This window comes from Rothia gullae (assembly GCF_024294905.1).
In the GTDB taxonomy this organism is placed as follows: domain Bacteria; phylum Actinomycetota; class Actinomycetes; order Actinomycetales; family Micrococcaceae; genus Rothia.
In genome coordinates this window covers 46,704-60,682 of sequence record NZ_JANCOC010000006.1, presented here as the reverse complement: position 1 = coordinate 60,682, position 13,979 = coordinate 46,704, and the positions used below count along the sequence as shown (strand labels likewise).

Below are 13,979 nucleotides of genomic sequence, written 5' to 3'. Positions count from 1 at the left end.
TCTTCTCAACGGGGGTTCTGGGGCGTAGCCTTGAAGGACTACTTACGGAGGCGCCGCCTCCCCATAGATTCCAAAGGAGCATCATGAGCTACAACGTACCCAACGTAAAGTTCAACGACGGCCAATCCATTCCGCAGCTGGGCTACGGCGTGTGGCAGGTTGAGGACGAGGTCGCTGAGAAGGTTGTGGGCACCGCCCTGGAGACCGGCTACCGCCACATCGACACTGCAGCTATCTACGGCAATGAGGCGGGCGTAGGCCGTGCTATCACTAACTCCAGCGTGGCTCGTGAGGATATCTTCCTCACCACCAAGCTGTGGAACTCCGACCAGGGCTACGAGAGCGCTTTTGAGGCGTTCGAGGCGTCCCTGGAGAAGCTGGGCACCGACTACGTTGACCTATACCTGATTCACTGGGCTAAGCCGCAGCAGGGCCTGTACCTGGAGTCCTGGCGTGCGCTGATTGAGCTGCAGAAGCAGGGTAAGGTTCGTTCCATTGGTGTTTCGAACTTCCCCGAGGAGCAGCTGCGCGAGATTATCGAGGAGACCGGCGTGGTTCCGGTCATCCACCAGATTGAGCTGCACCCCTACTTCTCGCAGGAGGCGCTGCGCGCCGTTCACGCCGAGTACGGCATCGTGACTCAGGCGTGGAGCCCGCTGGGTAACGGTAGTGACCTGTTGCAGAACGCCGTGCTGGCTGAGATTGCGGAGCGCCACGGCGCAACCCCCGCGCAGGTGGTGCTGGCGTGGCACCTGGCTAAGGGCACCGTGGCTATCCCGAAGTCTGTTACCCCCTCCCGCATTGAGGAGAACCTGGCGTCGGTGAATGTGAAGCTGACCGCCGAGGACATCGCGGCTGTGGATGCACTTTCCAGCCCCGAGGGTCGTATTGGCGCTGACCCGGCGAACATTGATTTCTAAGCTGGAGTATGGAACTCTGGAGCCTAGAGTCCCGCGTTTAGGGGCTCGAAGCTAGGCGGAGATAAGACAGGGTAAAGCCCCGACAGGTACAGATAGTGCTTGTCGGGGCTTTATTGTGTTCTCCGGGTTAAGTTTATAGCGAACGTACGTTCTCGGATGGATGATCTCGGATTGGATAATCTCGGATTGGAGAGCTTTTTCAGTAGCTATCCTTAGCGAGCGCTCCGCAGCCATCTTTCGCCCCCTAGTTCTCATCCTCTACCAGCAGGGAGAGGGAGATGCGGCGGCGCGCCGGGTCAACCTCCACAACGCGGACCTGCACGATGTCACCGCTACGCACAATGTCGTGCGGGTTCGCCACGTAGCCGCGGCTCATCTGCGAGATGTGCACGAGGCCGTCCTGGTGAACACCAATATCCACGAACGCACCGAATGCCGCCACGTTCGAGACGGTACCCTCGAGTACCATGCCGGGGCGCACGTCCTCGAAGTGCGAGACGAACTCGGAGAAGCGGGCGGTGCGGAAGCTACCGCGCGGGTCCAGGCCGGGGCGGCGCAGCTCGGTGAAGATGTCCTCGACCGTGTACACGCCGGCGGTGCCTTCTTCCGTACTGTCCTGCTCGCAACTGCCCTGCACGTAGTCGGCGGGGTTCAGCCCGGCGAGCGGGTCGGTTCCATCCGAGGTACCCAGGGTGCCGGCAACCCAGTGGGCGCCGTTGCGTGCCTGCGCGTCGGTAATAATGCGGCGCGCGAGCGGGTACGCTTCCGGGTGCACCGCGGAGGCATCCAGCGGCTCTTCACCGCCGCGGATGCGGATAAATCCTGCTGCCTGGCGGAAGGTTTTTGTGCCCAGTCGCGGCACGTTCAGCAGCTGCTGACGGTTCGCGAAGGCGCCGTGTTCGGTGCGGTAGGCGACGATGCGTTCGGCGGTTGTGGTGCCAACGCCCGCCACGTGCGCGAGTAGCTGCACGGAGGCGCTATTAAGGTTCACGCCCACGGCGTTCACGCAGTCTTCGACGGTGTCGTTGAGGGCGCGGCGCAGGGCGGCGGGCGGCACGTCGTGCTGGTACTGGCCCACCCCGATGGACTGCGGGTCGATTTTGACGAGCTCGGCGAGCGGGTCCTGTAGGCGGCGGGCAATGGAGACGGCGCCGCGTACGGTCACGTCGTAATCGGGCAGCTCGGCGGCGGCGAGGGCGGAGGCCGAGTAGACGGAGGCGCCCGCCTCCGAGACGGTCACTTTTTGGGGGGCTTCTACGCCTTCCTCGCGCAGGGTGCGGATCAGTTCGCTGGCGAGCTTGTCGGTTTCGCGGCTTGCGGTGCCGTTGCCAATGGCGATAAGTTCCACGCTGTGCTCACGGCAGGCGGCGGCGAGCTCGCGCAGTGCTTCTACCCACTGGTTGCGCGGGGCGTGCGGGTAGACGGTGCCTACGCGTAGCGGCTCACCGGTGCCGTCGACCACGGCGTATTTCACGCCGTGGCGTAGGCCCGGGTCCAGGCCGAGGGTGGTCTTGTGTCCGGCGGGTGCGGCGAGCAGAATATCGCGCAGGTTGGAGGCGAACACCTCAGTCGCGTGCTGTGCGGCGGCGTCGAGTAGCTGGTGGCGGATGCGTTCGGCAAGGCGCGGGCGCAGGTGGCTGCGCCATGCGGTGCGCACGGTGGCGGCGAGCCAGCCGAGTACGCGGTCTTCGTCGTCGACGGTGTTGAGCACCTGCACGGGGATGCGTAGCGCGGCGGCGACTTCACGCTCGTATGCAGAACGGACGTTCTCGTAATTTTCGGCGGCAGCCTCAGCTTCGGCGCGGGCGGCACCACGCAGGCGGCTGAGCGCCACGGGGGCGGGTGCCACATCCACCTTGAGGCGCACCACGCCGGCGTCTTTGGCGCGATGCAGCGCCAGCACGCGGTGCGGCGGAATGGAACGAATACGGTCCGAGAAGGCGAAATAGTCGGAGAACTTCGCGCCAAGGCTTTCCTGACCGGTAATCACGCGGGACTCGATCACGCCGCCTTCACGCAGGCGCTTGAGGAGCTTTTCGCTCAGCACCGGGTCGGTGAGAGCGCGGTCAACCAGGATTGCGCGGGCACCGTCGAGGGCCTCTTCGGCACTGTGAATCTGCAGGGCTTCGTCCGCCTCTGCAACCTCAATGCTCTCGTCCTCGTTGTCTTCGCTGCCGTCGGTAATGTACGCGGCGGCGATGGCGTGCGCCTCGGCGAGGGGCACCTCCAGCAGGTCTTCGACAAGGGAATCAAGCCCGGCGGCACGCGCCATCTGGGCGCGGGTCACACGCTCGCTGCGGTACGGGGCGTAGATGGCATTCACGTCTGCGATGGTGGCGGCGTTCATGAGCGAGGAACGCAGCTGCAGCAGGGTGAGCGGGTCAATGAGGCCTTCGTCGGCGCGTTCGGTGAGCACTTCGAGCACGCGGTTGCGGCGCTCTTCGAGGGCGCGGAGCTGGCCTAGGCGCGACTGGATGGTGCGCAGCTGGGTGTCGGTGAGTGCGCCCGTTGCTTCTTTGCGGTAGCGGGCGATGAAGGGTACGGAGTTGTCGGCGTCGAGTAGCGCCATGGCTGCACGGATGCGGTGCGGCGCGATGCCTGTTTCTACGGCGAGCGCGTTGATGAGGTGCTCGGCGGGCTGCTCAGTCTTACCGCCGGTTTCGTGTTTTTCGCGGTGTGCGGCGCTGCTGGGTTCGTTACCGGCGGCGCTGCTGGGCGCGGGGTCTGCAGCTCGGTTCGCGCGCGGGCGGATACTGCTCGGGAGGGGGTGTTCGCTCATCCTTCCAGTTTCGCATATTTCGCCGCGGCTCATGGGTTGACCGGTAATGCTGGGAAAAGAGTCAGCGCGGGGCGTAGTTTGCTCGACTGTGCGAGTACGCTTAAGATTGTCATCTTTTCGTAAGAAACCGTGTTAGGGGTTCACGTATTTGAATAGTGCTTAGTTTCAGCGATAAATTTAGATAAAAGAGCATATTTTTTGAAAAAATATCGCTTATTCATGTAGATAAGGGGTGGCCTCACACCACGCATACGCCCTTGTCTGCGTGCACACATTCAGGGTTTCGGCGGCACGGTACGACATGGTGCCGCCACATCCCGCAGATGAAAGAGGGACCCATGCGCGAACAAGCCGCGCTATCAAACGCTCCGGAGGGCTACTTAGATTTTCACGACGAGTACGCGGAACTCATCGCCGAACTCGCCGCGCTGGGGTTCACCCCTACCCAGGTTCTCCGCCGCCTCAATTTTCTGTACCCGCACATCAACAAGAAACACCTGAACTATGCGCTGAACTCCGGCATCTGGCAGTTTGGCCCGGTCACGGCAGACGCCCCGAGCTACACGGTACTCGCATGCGGCCTCTGGTACGTTTTCGCGGAAGCCTACGATCTACCCCCGGAGCCCGAGTACGCGGCGCTCATTCTTGATTGCGATATTATTCAGGACCTGCCACCTGCGCTGGAGGCACGTCACTTTACCGATGAAGACATTGCGCACGTTCTGGCGAAGATTGGCGCAACGCTCAAGTACCTTGCCGCACACCCCTACTCCCAACTGGAGGAAGAAGCCTACGCGCAGACCCTCGAGGACATCCGGCAGCGCGGCGTAAAAGAAATCGGCACCGAGGGCGGTAGCCTGTGCACCCTTCTCGCCTCCAGCATGGAGGGCGAATCCGCGTGGCCTGCCCCCGCACAGACAGTCAACGACTACCTCGGCGACGGCGACTGGTCCTTGGGAATGCTCCGCACCGGTATCTGCCCGGCTGAGGCACTCGAGAACGAGTGGTATATCGATGCCGCGGCGGTACCCGAGGATTTTGCACAGAAGACTCTGAGCCTCTTTTTGAGCTATTGCGCCCGCTACGATCGCGATCCGACGGCACTGAACTACGGCTACTGGTCTACCATTCCCACGCTCATTGAGCAGGTGCCGCCTCTGGGTGCGGTACGAGCCAAGTTCGGCTCCTGGCAGACGACTCTGCACCGCGGACGCACGCAGATCGCCCGCAAGCTGCGCCTGTGGACGAAGAAAGACGTAAACGCAACTGCCGTGGAGGCGGGTGCCGCTGAGGCGAGCGCTGCTGAGTCGAGTGCCGCTGAGGAGCTTGAGCTCCTCGACACTGAGCTGACTAACACTGAGCTCCCCGACAATAAGCTGACTAACGCTGAGCTCACCGAAACAGAACTAGCAGAGCCGGATTCCCCGGACGGCGGTCCCCCTGCGGGCGCTCCCCCGGAACCGGCAGAACCCGCAGAACCGGCAGAGCCCGCAGAACCGGCAGAACCGGCAGAGCCCGCAGAACCGGCAGAGCCCGCGCGTCTGAGCGCCCGCGAACTCACCGAGCAGGGCATCGGCGTGGTGCAGACCGCCCACACCGACCTGGCGGCGTACCACCGCACCCAGTGGGAGCAGACGGTGGAAGTCTTCAGCGAACGCCTCGCGCAGCTTGCCTGGAACCGCCGTCTGAGCACCTATTACTTCTTCGACGGAGCCTGCCTTGAAGACGCCGACCCGGCCCCCGTGGTGACGGTTTTCCGCTCCCCCACCGGCTTCCTCTGCGAGCTTGAGCCCACCGTCGAGGCGCTACCCGCCTTCGACCCGGAGTTCCTACAGGAGCACGGCTGGAGGCACCCGGTACCGGTGCATGCGCTGTGGAATCTGCACGCGCTCGACCCGCTGGAGGCCGCTGCCGCCGTCATTGATGCGATGCGTTCCGGTTGCGGTTGTGAACGCTGGGATTTCTACCGCACCGATGACGACGACCCGCTTGCCGAAGAGGCTGAGGTGGCGCCCCTCTAAGCGCGCACTCCCGCTAGCTTCTTGTCGGGTTCATCCTTGGAGGCAGCGAAAGCCCGCGTCCCTCACTCCGCAAGAGGAGCAGGTGACGCGGGCTTTACGCATGCGCTGATAGCCGGTACTGGCAACCAGTATGGCTTAGCGTGGGGTGCTTAGCGTGCCGAGAAAATCTCGGATGCCTCCACAATCGCAATCTGCGCGGTGCGGGTCGAGATTGCTTCGTGGCGACGGGCATCAGCGCGGCGCTTGAAGACCCAGCCGATACCCAGAATCACGAACCAGACGGGCATCGCGAGCAGACCCATGAGAGTTTCCTCGTTCATGGTCAGCACACCAATGGTGAAAGCGAAGAACGCCAGAGCCAGCCACGCGGAGAAACGGCCGCCGGGCAGACGGAACTTCGACTTCTTGTGGCGCGAGGGGAACTTCTTGCGGTACATCAGGTAGCTGACCATAATCATGGCCCACGCAAAAATCACGAGCACCGCAGCCACGGTGGTGACCAAGTTGAACGCGCGAGAGATCGAGTCGCCCGCGTAGAGCAGCACAATCGAGGACAGCAGCATCACGGCCGAGAGGAACAGCGCGTTACGCGGCACACCGTTCTTGGAGATCTTGCCCAGGAACTGTGGTGCGCTGCGCTCGCGTGCCAGGCCGAATGCCATACGCGAGGTGGAGAAAATACCGGAGTTCGCCGAGGAGGTTGCGCTGGTAATCACCACGAAGTTGATGATATGCGCGGCGATGCCCAGACCCGCCATGGTGAACATGGCGACGAAGGGGCTCTTATCGGGGCTGACCAGGCGCCAGGGGGTGACCATCAGGATGACGGCGAGTGCGCCCACGTAGAAGACCATAATACGTACCGGTACGGCGTTGAGTGCCTTGGGCAGGGTCTTTTCGGGGTCCTGGGTTTCTGCTGCGGTGGTACCGACCAGTTCTGAGCCCATGAATGCGAAGACGGCAATCTGGAGTGCACCGAGGAAGCCAATCAGGTGGTTGGGGAACATTCCGCCGTCGTTCCAGAGGTTTGCGACGGATGCCTGCGCACCACTGGGCGAGGTGAATCCGACGGCAATCATGCCGCCGCCAACGATAATCAGGGCGACGATGGCCACGATCTTAATCATGGAGAACCAGAATTCGATTTCGCCGAAGTTCTTCACGGAGACCAGGTTCAGGGTCAGCAGAACACCGATGACGGCGAGTGCCGGGATCCATGCCTGCAGATCGGGCCACCACATGTGCAGGTAGCCGACGGTTGCGATGATGTCCGCGACGGCGGTGACCACCCACATGAACCAGTAGGACCAACCGAGGAAGAAGCCCGCCATGGGACCAACCAGGTCGGTGGTGAAGTCAGAGAAGGACTTGTACTTCAGGTTGGAGAGCAGAACCTCGCCCATAGCTCGCAGCACCAGGAAGATGACGGCGCCAATGAGCATGTACACGAAAATAACTGAGGGACCCGCCAGGGAGATGGCGCGACCGGAGCCCATGAACAGACCGGTACCGATGGCACCGCCGATTGCGATGAGCTGGATGTGGCGGTTGCTTAGACCGCGGTGCAGTCGCTCTCCCTGTTCGGGAGCTTTAGGATTCAGGGTGACGTTGTTCTGCTCAGTCACAGCGTCCTCTTTCTACGTTGCACCCCGTACCGCATATACCCCCTGCTGTAATGAGAATCATTAAAATTCAGGAGGTATAGCTAATGTATGAATATGCGGCCATTGCTTTGCGGGGCGTCCCCGGATTTCGGGGCGAGACTGGGGCTCTATCAAATACTACGCGGTATTCGGAAGTGTCACGCTATCGATTGACGCGGAGTTTTTCTTAGAGCTCTTACGGCTACTTGTATAGTTATTCTACAGGTGGTAAGGACAAGAAAACAGGATTTACGGCAAAAATGTGACATATTTCTATTATTTACGTCATATCAAGCGGCGTAAAAAATGCCGCCCCGGAACGTAAACAGGCAGGCCAAGGGTACGCGAAAGCCCCACCTCCGCATCCTAAAAGAATGCAGAAACGGGGCTTGCACACAGCACTACCGGAGCGCCGCAGAAAGAACAGAAACTACTTCTGACCAGCCTGGTCAGCAGCCTTGTCAACAACATTGCCAGCAGCCAGCGCACGAGCACGCTTAGCAGCGTGTCGGCGGGTCAGAATCTCGTAGCCAATAGCCAGAGCAATGAACCAGATGGGGGTCAGCGCCAGGCCGATTGCGGTATCCGGGTACAGGCTCAGGGCGTAGACCATCACGGCGAAGAAGACCAGACCAAACCAGCTCATGCCAATACCCCAGGGCATCTTGTACGCGGACGCCTCGTGACGTTCGGGGAACTTCTTACGGTAGACCAGGTACGCAATCAGGATCATGCTCCAGGTGAAGATACCCATCATCGACGCCACGGAGGTCACCACGGTGAACGCCTCCATAATGCCACTACCGGCGTACAGCATGACCAGACTAAACAGCAGTATCACAGTGGTCAGGTATAGGGCGTTGGCGGGCACACCGTTCTTGGTGAGCTTACCCAGTGCGGAGGGGGCAGCACCGTCGTGCGCCAGACCGTAGACCATGCGGGAGGTCGAGAAAATACCGGAGTTCGCCGAGGACGCCGCGGAGGTCAGCACCACAAAGTTCACCAGGGAGGCGGCGACACCAATGCCAGCCAGGGAGAACATACCCACGAAGGGGCTCATGGACTTATCCAACTTGTCCCAGGGGGTGACGGCGAGGATGGCCAGCAGCGGCAGGGCGTAGAAGAGGCCAATACGGAAGGGTACCGCATTAATTGCCTTGGGCAGGGTGCGTTCGGGGTGTTCGGTTTCCGCCACGGCGGTACCGACCAGCTCAGCACCCACGAAGGCGAAGAGCGCAATCTGGAAGGCACCCAGGAAGCCCGTCAGGCCCTGGGTAAAGATACCGCTACCGGAGGGGCCGGGGTGACCCCAGAGGTTTGCCACAGAGGCGACGGTACCGTCGGGCGCGGTGAAGCTGAAGGCAACCATGAGCGCACCAACAATAATGAGGGCGATAATCGCGACGATTTTAATGACTGCGAACCAGAATTCGATTTCACCGAAGTTCTTCACCGAAGGCAGGTTCAGCAGCAGCAGAGCCACGATAACGGTCAGCGCCGGGATGAATGCTGGGATTTCCGGCCACCAGTATTTGATGTAGCCGGTAATCGCGATGACATCCGCGATACCTGTGACGACCCAGAAGAACCAGTACGACCAGCCGACGAAGAAGCCGGCGCGCAGACCGAGGATGTCGGTGATGAAGTCGGTAAAGGACTTGTACTTGGGATTGGAGAGCAGAATCTCGCCCATGGCGCGCAGAACAAAGTAGATGACGCTACCGATAATGGCGTAAACAAAGACGATGGAGGGGCCGGTCAGGGCGATGGTCTTTGCCGAACCAAGGAAAAGGCCGGTGCCGATGGCGCCGCCAATAGCGATCAGCTGGATATGTCGATAGCTTAGTCCACGCTGAAGCTTGGAGTGCTCAGCTTCGGAGTCTAGGCCGGTGACGGAGTTGTGCTGCATTGGCTGCTGTGTCACGTATTTCTCTTTCCTGCGTCGATTCGCCCTAAATTTCACTCGGGGGCGAGTCCGGGTGGTTGGTATTCATGCATAATCCTGAACGGCGTGCATGGAGGAGAAAATCCCGCATCCATAGCTTGCGCGGGGGACTTGGGCTTGTGGGCTCCGATTTTGCGGGGCTTCCGATTTCTTGCATCACCAATAAAGGGTTATGCAGAGAATGCATAATTTCAAATTTTACCCCCTCATACCCACACAAGTACAAGGAATACAACATCACCAGATTTTTGAGACGGGGCAAGCCTGCGGCATCTCTCAGCCTTCACCCGAAAAACGCCCCGCACCGCCTTTAAATCGCACCCCTTCTCTGCAAGCTTCTGCCGGGTTTTTAAAAAATATGTAGAAACTTTATATGTAAAGCTTTACAAAGCATGGAACCGAGTCTAGAGTAGAAACCGTTCAACAAAAACCTAACCAACCAACTACAGAACAGAAGGACACAACAATGGGCAAGTTCTCCAACGCAGCACTGCGCATCACCGCCGGCGCACTCATCCTCGACGCAGGCGTCAAGAAGCTCAAGGCAGACGAAGGCACCTACGCCTTCCTGCAGCAGATGGCGGCAACCGGTGTTCCCGCAGTCTCCAAGCTGGACGCAGCAACCTTCGGCAAGCTCATCTCCGGCGCAGAAACCGCACTCGGCGCAACCCTGCTGACCCCCTTCATCCCCGCACGCCTGGCAGGCGCAGGCCTGACCGCATTCGCGGCAAACCTGATGACCATGTACTTCCGCAACCCGGACATGCACGACGCCACCTTCCGCCCCACCCAGGACGGCCAGCAGCTCGCAAACAACATCGTGTTGCTCGGCGCAGGCCTGGCACTGCTGGGCTCCAAGAAGTAAGCCCCACACGCTAACTCACTCAGACGACCTCACGAAAGTGCGGCGAGAACAGTGTTCGTTCCCGCCGCACTTTTGTATGTGCGCTAAATTTCTACGCCCGCCGGATGTATACCGCACCCACCTCACGCCCGGCTAGTTCAGCGTCACGCCAGCCCCGCGCGCCGTGAAACCGCACGGTGTAGCGGCGCTACGCTATTCTTTTAGGTATGTCTACTGAGAACACGCAGCCTAGCCAGGCACCCGAATCCACCGAAGAAAAGACCAAGAAACCGGTTCCCGAGGAATTCTTCCGCCAGCCCTACTCATTCGTCCGCCGCGGCGACCGCCTCACCGCGCGCCGCCAGAAGGCGTGGGACACCTACTCCCCCACCCACGTGCTGGACATCCCGCGCCTGCGTACCGACACCTCCGTCGCGCCCGAGGCGACCTTCGACCCGGTTAAGATTTACGGCCGCGAGGCGTACCAGGTCGTAGAGATCGGTTCCGGTCTGGGCGAGGCGATTGTGCACCGCGCAGCTGAGGTGCCCGAGGCGAACTTCCTCGCCGTTGAGGTGTACACCCCCGGCATCGCGGACCTGCTGCTGAAGATGGGCAACGCCGGCGTAGAGAACGTGCGTGTGGCTCAGGCGAACGCACCCGAACTGCTCGACAACATGCTTGAGGAGAACTCCGTGGACGAGCTGTGGGTGTTCTTCCCGGATCCCTGGCATAAGTCCCGCCACCACAAGCGCCGCCTGGTGTCCCCGGCGTTCGCTGATAAGGTTGCGCGCGTGCTTAAGCCCGGCGGCATTTGGCGTCTGGCGACTGACTGGGAGGAGTACGCCCTGGTCATGCGTGAGGTTCTGGAGGCGCACCCCGACTTTGAGAACGTGAACCCTGGCGCCGGTGCGACCGAGGAGGATCCGCTGGGTGGTTGGGCTCCGCGTTGGGAGGGTCGTACCCTCACCAGCTTTGAGCGTAAGGCTCAGGAGGCGGGCCGCCGCGCGCACGATCTGACTTACCGCCGCAAGTAAGCACCACCGAAAGTAAGCGAGGCAGCTCCGGCATCAGTTGGCGCAGCTTAGCGCGGGTTAGCGCGAATATATGTTAAGGAGGTGGGGGGGCCCCGGGGGTGGGGGGGGCGCCACCCCGTGTGTGGGGGGGGCCCGGGGGGGGGGGGGGGGGGGGGGTGGGTGTGGGGTGGGCGGGGCCGCCGGCGGCGGGCGCCCCCCCCCACCTCCTTGTGTGCGAGTCCAAGTGCGTGCGGGCGGGGGTCTACCCTACCTCGCTCGCGCGGCGCTAAGACGCACAAGCTTATATGGGGGGCTGACTAGCGCAAATGAGCTAGAACAGCCGAACCGTTTATCCCAGTGTAGCGGGTTTAGCCGGTTTAGCGCTGCGGCTTGGTATCATCCGCCGTAGCCGGCTGGTGATACTGCCGGTACAGCACCACAGCCGAAGAACGCTGACGAGGCGCCGGGCGGGTACCGCGGGCAATATGCACCACATCGCCACTGGTACCGGCAGCGAACACGCGCTCCGCCAAGCCCAACTTCACCTTCGCCTCCTCAATCTGACGCTGCAGCGCCGCAATCTGCTCCTGCTGCTCCTCCACGAGGGACTCTAGCTCAATAATGCGGCGAATACCCTCCAGGGAGACGCCCTCCTGCGAGAGCTGCTGAATCTGCTGCAGACGGTTCACGTCACGCTGTGAATAGCGGCGCGCCTTACCGGGCGCACGCGAAGGCTGGACCAGGCCGATGCGGTCGTACTGACGCAGGGTCTGCGGGTGCATGCCCGCCAGCTCAGCCGCCACAGAAATCACGAAAACCGGCAGGTCCACGCTGTGCAATGGCTTGCCGCTACGGGACTTAGATGATGATTCTCGAGATGCCATGGTTTACTTAGCCTTCTTCAACAGATCCTTACGCGGGTTCTCCTGCGGTGCCAGTTTTACGAACTTATCGAATGCTTCCTGCGCCTCTGCGCTCAACTCGGCGGGCAGCACAATCTCCGGGATGACCAGCAGGTCGCCGTCGCCGCCCTTAGCCTTGAAGCCGCGGCCCTTAGCGCGCAGTCGGCGGCCGACCTGGCCGGGTGCCAGGCGCAGCTTCACGGTGGATGCGTCGGGCAGGGGCACCTCAATCACTGCGCCGTCGACAGCCTCGGCGAGGGTGACGGGCGCACGCAAAATCAGGTTGTTGCCCTCGCGGGAGTACACGGAGTCATCGGAGACGCGCACGGTGACCTTCAGGTCGCCGCCGCGCAGACCCTTGCCGCGCAGGCGGACCTTCTGACCGTCCTTAACGCCTGCGGGGATGCGTGCCTCGGTGTGGGAGCCGTCCGGCAGGAACACGGTCACGGTCGCGCCGGTGTATGCCTGGGCGAGGCTGATGCGGGTGCTGGTAGTGCTTTCTTCGGGTGCCGCGTGCTGTGCGCCGCCGAAACCGCCGCCGCCCATGCCGCCGAAGTCGGCGCTGGTGAAGCCTGCGGAGCGTCGGGAGCCGCCTGCGCTACCGCCGAAGAGGCCGCCGAGCAGGTCGTCAATGTTGATGCCTGCGCCGCCGTTGCTGAAGCCGCCGAATGCGTCCGCGCCGGGGTAGCCGGTGTAGCTGCCACCGCCGAAGCCACCTCCGCCGAATCCGCCCATGCCAGATGCGCCGTAGCGGCGGATCTGGTCGTACTCTTCGCGCTGCTTCTTATCGGAGAGCACGTCGTATGCTTCCGAGATTTCCTTGAATTTCTTCTCTGCTGCGGCGTCGCCGGGGTTCAGATCCGGGTGGTACTTGCGGGAGAGCTTGCGGTACGCCTTCTTGATGTCGCTTTCACTTGCGTCTTCGCTGACACCCAGCGCCTTATAAAAGTCGTCGGTTAGCCAGTTTTCACTTGCCATGTTGTGTTTCTCCTTCTGCGGTGATGCGCCGCCCTCCTCGGTTACGGGACGGCTTGCAGGGGCACCGCGTGCTTGTCTTAATACTCTATATAAAAGTTTAGTCTACTTGACTCAATTTCGAAAGGGCTAGCCCAAAAAATAGCACCCCTACAAGCCTTTTAACCACCGCCACAGCTCACCGAAACCCGCGCCAACACCGGGCATAGCATCCCGGGCAAAACAGGCGCACCGGACAGAACAGCGCGGGCAAATAGCTCAGGCAGAACAGCTCAGGCAAACAACAGGGCGGGCACTCCCCCATCAGGGAGAGCACCCGCCCGTCGTTAGTTATTCAGCCAATGCTTAGCCGACCGCCTTACGGTGCGACAGCCACAGCCACCTGAGCGGTACGAACCACGCGGTCGTTCACGCGGTAGCCGTAACGCAGAACCATGGAGACATGATCCTCGGCCACCTCGTCGGTGGGCTGCTGCAGTACAGCTTCGTGGATGTTCGGGTCGAAGGCATCGCCTACTTCACCGAAACGCTCCACACCCTGCTTGCTGAGCAGCTCTTCGAGCTTCGCAGCGATGGAAGCGAAGGGGCCGTCCTGCAGGTCGCCGTGCTTACGTGCGGCGTCGATGTCGTCGAATACCGGCAGCAGTGCGCCGACCAGGTCACCGATTACGAAGCTTCGCAGCTGCTCCTTTTCGCGGGCGGTGCGGTTCTTGTAGTTGGTGAACTCGGCCTGCAGGCGAAGCAGGGAGTCCAGGCGCTCTGCTGCGAGTGCTGCATCCGCAGATTCTGCTTCTACGGCATCCTGGAGCTCAGCCTCGACGGCTTCCGCAGCTTCCTCGGGGCTTTCGACCGATTCAGCTTCGGGGTGGCCTTCCGCTGCGGGGGCGTTGAATGCCTCCTCCAGCGGGTCGGGGGTGGTGTTTTCCTGCTCAGCCAT

10 protein-coding genes are annotated in these 13,979 nt (G+C 61.6%); 4 read left to right on the top strand and 6 right to left on the bottom strand.

Going from position 1 to position 13,979, the window contains the following annotated elements; all coding sequences use genetic code 11:
- The first annotated feature begins 83 nt into the window (after window positions 1-83).
- Entirely contained in the window at window positions 84-920 is an 837-nt protein-coding gene (locus NML54_RS05130) for an aldo/keto reductase (protein ID WP_254756331.1), read from the top strand.
- A gap of 244 nt (window positions 921-1,164) precedes the next feature.
- Here the strand turns inward: NML54_RS05130 and NML54_RS05125 are convergent, their stop codons facing one another.
- The gene (locus NML54_RS05125) at window positions 1,165-3,699 is read right to left on the bottom strand and encodes a helix-hairpin-helix domain-containing protein (protein WP_254756329.1); all 2,535 of its coding nucleotides are present in this window, start codon (window positions 3,697-3,699) and stop codon (window positions 1,165-1,167) included.
- A 338-nt stretch (window positions 3,700-4,037) separates the two neighbouring features.
- Between NML54_RS05125 and NML54_RS05120 the strand changes: the two genes are divergently transcribed.
- On the top strand, window positions 4,038-5,720 hold the full coding sequence (locus NML54_RS05120; protein WP_254756327.1) for a dehydrogenase: 1,683 nt from the start codon (window positions 4,038-4,040) through the stop codon (window positions 5,718-5,720).
- Window positions 5,721-5,869: 149 nt separating this feature from the next.
- Here NML54_RS05120 and NML54_RS05115 read toward each other — a convergent pair whose 3' ends face one another.
- The gene (locus tag NML54_RS05115) at window positions 5,870-7,345 is read right to left on the bottom strand and encodes an amino acid permease (protein WP_254756325.1); all 1,476 of its coding nucleotides are present in this window, start codon (window positions 7,343-7,345) and stop codon (window positions 5,870-5,872) included.
- A gap of 448 nt (window positions 7,346-7,793) precedes the next feature.
- Window positions 7,794-9,272 (bottom strand): amino acid permease, encoded by a 1,479-nt coding sequence (locus NML54_RS05110; protein WP_254756405.1) that lies wholly within the window; start codon window positions 9,270-9,272, stop codon window positions 7,794-7,796.
- Between the two features lie 502 nt (window positions 9,273-9,774).
- On the opposite strand from NML54_RS05110, the gene NML54_RS05105 reads away from it, so the two are divergent.
- A complete protein-coding gene (locus NML54_RS05105) occupies window positions 9,775-10,173 on the top strand; it encodes a hypothetical protein (RefSeq protein ID WP_254756324.1) in 399 nt (132 codons plus the stop codon).
- Window positions 10,174-10,379: 206 nt separating this feature from the next.
- Window positions 10,380-11,186, top strand: coding sequence for a tRNA (guanosine(46)-N7)-methyltransferase TrmB (gene trmB, locus NML54_RS05100; protein ID WP_254756322.1), 807 nt, complete (start codon window positions 10,380-10,382; stop codon window positions 11,184-11,186).
- A 356-nt stretch (window positions 11,187-11,542) separates the two neighbouring features.
- Here trmB and NML54_RS05095 read toward each other — a convergent pair whose 3' ends face one another.
- From NML54_RS05095 to NML54_RS05085, 3 genes are all read right to left on the bottom strand, one after another.
- A complete protein-coding gene (locus NML54_RS05095; RefSeq protein ID WP_256500239.1) occupies window positions 11,543-12,049 on the bottom strand; it encodes a heat shock protein transcriptional repressor HspR in 507 nt (168 codons plus the stop codon).
- 3 nt (window positions 12,050-12,052) lie between these two features.
- Window positions 12,053-13,045, bottom strand: coding sequence for a DnaJ domain-containing protein (locus NML54_RS05090; protein WP_254756320.1), 993 nt, complete (start codon window positions 13,043-13,045; stop codon window positions 12,053-12,055).
- A 355-nt stretch (window positions 13,046-13,400) separates the two neighbouring features.
- Window positions 13,401-13,979 (bottom strand): nucleotide exchange factor GrpE, encoded by a 579-nt coding sequence (locus tag NML54_RS05085; protein ID WP_254756318.1) that lies wholly within the window; start codon window positions 13,977-13,979, stop codon window positions 13,401-13,403.

What these genes read in the sequence shown, in the direction of transcription:
- NML54_RS05130 (WP_254756331.1), top strand. Translation starts at nt 84, where the DNA reads ATGAGCTACAACGTACCCAACGTAAAGTTCAACGACGGCCAATCCATT.
- NML54_RS05125 (WP_254756329.1), bottom strand. Translation starts at nt 3,699, where the DNA reads ATGAGCGAACACCCCCTCCCGAGCAGTATCCGCCCGCGCGCGAACCGA.
- NML54_RS05120 (WP_254756327.1), top strand. Translation starts at nt 4,038, where the DNA reads ATGCGCGAACAAGCCGCGCTATCAAACGCTCCGGAGGGCTACTTAGAT.
- NML54_RS05110 (WP_254756405.1), bottom strand. Translation starts at nt 9,272, where the DNA reads ATGCAGCACAACTCCGTCACCGGCCTAGACTCCGAAGCTGAGCACTCC.
- NML54_RS05105 (WP_254756324.1), top strand. Translation starts at nt 9,775, where the DNA reads ATGGGCAAGTTCTCCAACGCAGCACTGCGCATCACCGCCGGCGCACTC.
- trmB (WP_254756322.1), top strand. Translation starts at nt 10,380, where the DNA reads ATGTCTACTGAGAACACGCAGCCTAGCCAGGCACCCGAATCCACCGAA.
- NML54_RS05095 (WP_256500239.1), bottom strand. Translation starts at nt 12,049, where the DNA reads ATGGCATCTCGAGAATCATCATCTAAGTCCCGTAGCGGCAAGCCATTG.
- NML54_RS05090 (WP_254756320.1), bottom strand. Translation starts at nt 13,045, where the DNA reads ATGGCAAGTGAAAACTGGCTAACCGACGACTTTTATAAGGCGCTGGGT.
- NML54_RS05085 (WP_254756318.1), bottom strand. Translation starts at nt 13,979, where the DNA reads ATGGCTGAGCAGGAAAACACCACCCCCGACCCGCTGGAGGAGGCATTC.